The 3,365-nt window shown below is 55.5% G+C and carries 3 protein-coding genes; all 3 read right to left on the reverse strand.

The window, feature by feature from the left end; all coding sequences use genetic code 11:
• The coding region (locus ACI4N7_RS01235) for an iron-containing alcohol dehydrogenase family protein (protein WP_439731551.1) at positions 1–1,055 on the reverse strand (1,055 nt) is incomplete at its 3' end.
• Between the two features lie 224 nt (positions 1,056–1,279).
• The gene (locus tag ACI4N7_RS01240) at positions 1,280–1,918 is read right to left on the reverse strand and encodes a hypothetical protein (RefSeq protein WP_439731552.1); all 639 of its coding nucleotides are present in this window, start codon (positions 1,916–1,918) and stop codon (positions 1,280–1,282) included.
• 9 nt (positions 1,919–1,927) lie between these two features.
• The gene (gene larA / locus ACI4N7_RS01245; RefSeq protein ID WP_439731553.1) at positions 1,928–3,235 is read right to left on the reverse strand and encodes a nickel-dependent lactate racemase; all 1,308 of its coding nucleotides are present in this window, start codon (positions 3,233–3,235) and stop codon (positions 1,928–1,930) included.
• Between the last annotated feature and the right edge of the window lie 130 nt (positions 3,236–3,365).

Here is a 3,365-nt window from a genome sequence, read left to right on the forward strand (position 1 = left end):
CCCAGTTCTTCCAGGTCCATCATGGCTTTATACACCATGTCGAAGGTAATGTCATAGGGTTTCACCCGCATATCCTTGGTGTGGAGGCAGTTCTTGACCAGTTCATCGGGATGGGCGGGGTCGATGCCGATGTCGGCGAGGCAGTGGGGCAGGTCGATGGATTTGGCGAAGTTGTAGATCTTGTCTCTTTCTTCCAGCTGGCCGTCCATGGTGAGCATGACCTGGAGGCCGTAATTGACTACGGCGCCGTGGAGGTGGGTGCCCTTATGGGGTGTCCTTGTATGGCTGTTGTAAATGGCGTGGGCCAGGCTGGAGTCCAGATCGTCTTCGATGCAGACGGAGGCCATGCCCGGGGCAACGATAATGGAGAGGATGGCCGGTTCCAGGGCGTCATTCACTTCCTGTCTGTCTACGGCAGCCAGGGCTTCTTTGCCGTATTTCAGGATGCCCGGTGCCACGTTCTGGGCATTTCTGACGCCGGTCTGCTGGACCCAGGTGAGTTCCATGCCTCTGGCGGAGAAGGGCACTTCGTACTGTTTGGCCAGGGCGTCGCCCAGGCCGGCCCAGAAGTATTCTCTGGGAGAATGGGCGATAATGTCCGTATTGATAAAGGTATGGTAGGCGTTGCGGTCACGGTAGATGGAGCCCCGGAAGCTGTGGTCCGGGTTGTACATGATGCACACGGCGGTGACAGAGGCGCAGTTGGATGCCAGGGTGGGGAAGGTGAAGAGCGGTTTCTTCAGCAGGTGGGAGGCCCATTTGGAGGTGTCCACGGCCCGTCCGCCGCCTACGGCAAAGACCATGTCTGCCTGGCGGATTTCCGGAATTTTTGTGAGGGCTTCCGCGTTTTCAAAGGTGGCATCGTCGCCGTAGAGGAAGGATCCCAGGATCTGAATATGTCCTTCGCAGGCCTTGCGGATCAGCGGTTCTGCAGCGGCTCTGGATTTATTGCCGCCGATGATGACGGCGGTGTGTCCGTATTCACCGCAGATGCCGGGGATAGCATCGTAGGCGTCGACTCCGATGGTGAAATGAGGGAAAAATGTGCTTTTCATAGGTAACTCCTTTAGGTTCTGTCAATCATTCCCGGACCGGAGGATTTCCGGCTGCCGGGAAGGGGAAACGGGGATCATGCCCCATGTCCCTGCGGCGCGGTCAGGCGCCCGGATGCGATAATTATAGACCAAAAAAGCGGTGCGTTCAAGGAGAGGCCCTGCGGGAGGAGCTCCGCGGTCCATGAAAAAACTGCGAGGGAGCTCGCAGTTTTCCGGGGCCGGATTCAGGCCCTGAAGTTCTTTTCTTCCCGAATGAGGGTTTCCAGGTCTTTTTCGTCCACAGTAAAGGAGATAATGTCTCCTTCGCCGTTCACGTAGCGCACTTCATAGGGCACGTCCAGGATTTCCTTTCTGGAAAAGCCGAAGTAGGCGGCCTGATAGGTATGAGGCAGGAGGCGGTTCAGAGAGGGATCCAGGGTATACCGGGGATAGATCTTCTTTCCGTCTTTGATCAGCGCCAGGTGCTCTGTCCTGCCGCTCCCCCTGGTTTCCACGGACCAGGAGATCAGATGGTGCACGGGGACGTAGGTGGGAACGATGAAAAGGACGTCCTGGCTGCCCAGCAGGGTTTCCTTCAGGTCCGGAGGCACTTCCAGAAGACGGAGGTCTTCGGTGGAGGAAATATAAAGTCCTGCGGTATAGGGAGTCACCAGCACCACCTGGTTGGAGCCCACGGTGCCGTGGCGCATTTCCACGCCGTAGTGCATGGGGTTTTCCAGGGTGCCGTGTTTTTTGATGGTTTTCCCCTTCTGCCACATGGTGTCATAGGAGTTTCCGTCCAGATGAAGGAAATCAGCGGCCCCTGCGCTGAAGGGAAGGGCCAGCGCCAGGGCGGCGGCTATGGCAAGGATGGATTTTTTCATTCTTTTTCCTTATTTCTTTAAAAATGGAACGATGGCGCTGCCATGGGGAATGATATTGATGGAGTAGTCCGTCTTTCCTTCTGCTGCCAGCTGTTTTTCCGCCAGTTTCCAGGCTTCTTCCACCGTAGCCACAGGGATCTGGTGGGTCTTTTCCCGAAGGATGTCAAAGTTTTCCGGACGGGTGACAATGTATACAGTATGGGTCATGGCGGTGATCAGGTTTTCAAAGGCTACAAAGAAGGGGATGGTAAAGCAGCTGCGGAGGCCTTTTTCCATTTCCTCCAGATTTTTGTACTTGAAGCTTCCCAGATAGGCTGCCGGTTCCATGATGTCTTCCGCTTCGATCATGGTAATGATGATGCCGCCTTTCTTCGTGGCGATTTCCGCAGTGGTATAGCACTTGGTGCCCTGGTAGAGGTTCGTATCCTTCGGATAGCCACCGGCGGAAACGATGGTGACGTCGGCCTGCTGCTTCATAGGTACCTTCTGCATGCGGTAGGTTTCCTTCGTCCCTTCCAGCCATGCCTTGTAGGGATCGCCTCCCACCATGGAAGAAATCTGTCCTTCTTCATTGATAATGGAGTGAACGAGGAAGCAGGGGCCTACCATGTCGCAGGCTTCCTGCATATCATCGGACACCGGATTTCCTTCAATCTTCAGCAGTTTGGCATCGGGATTCAGCCCGCTTCCCAGCGTGGGTCCCAAAGCATGGCAGTGGTTCTGCTGCACGGTTTCAAAGCCTGCCACGCCGGGGAGAATCAGCTTTCTTCCGCCGCCGAAGCCGGCCATATCGTGGGTGGAAACGGCATTGATCAGGATCACTTTGTCTGCCTTGACCACCCGGGTATCAATCCACACATCGGTGCCCAGCTTGGTAACGCCCATATGGGTAAGCATGGACTTATCCGTGGAAATATGCTGGTACATCCTGATGCGGCGGGCCACTTCCTCGCCGACGCAGGTGACATTTTCCTCATCCGTATGAGGACGGTGCGTGCCCTGGGCAAAGACGATGTAAATATCCTCATCCGGCACACCTGCCAGATTCAGCTCATTCACCACATGAACCGTAAACTCGGATGCCCGGTTCCAGGCACGGGTAATGTCTGCCACTACCAGGCACACCTTATCCCCCTTCTTCACCAGCTCCTGCAGAGGTTTGCTGCCGATCGGATGGCGCATGCATTCGATGGTAGCCGCCTTCACATCACAGGCCGGTGTAGGCACTCCTTCCAGCACATCAGAAATATGCTCCTCCGGGAGCATGACAGACTGCGTTCCGCGTCCATAAGCCAGTTTGTATTCTTTCAGACCCATATGTTCCTCCTGTACACCGCTCCGCCGGAAATACGGACAGAGACTTTCTTTTTATTATACAGCCTGACGGCAGTGGTGTCACTAAAGATGAATGGTCCTATTCCCGCAGGCAGGAGAGTTCAGAGGATGG

It is taken from the genome of Dialister sp. (assembly GCF_051885895.1).
Taxonomy (GTDB): Bacteria; Bacillota; Negativicutes; order Veillonellales; family Dialisteraceae; genus Dialister.

Excerpts from the sequence above, each read along its gene's own strand:
- ACI4N7_RS01240 (WP_439731552.1), bottom strand. The coding sequence starts at position 1,918 with ATGAAAAAATCCATCCTTGCCATAGCCGCCGCCCTGGCGCTGGCCCTT.
- larA (WP_439731553.1), bottom strand. The coding sequence starts at position 3,235 with ATGGGTCTGAAAGAATACAAACTGGCTTATGGACGCGGAACGCAGTCT.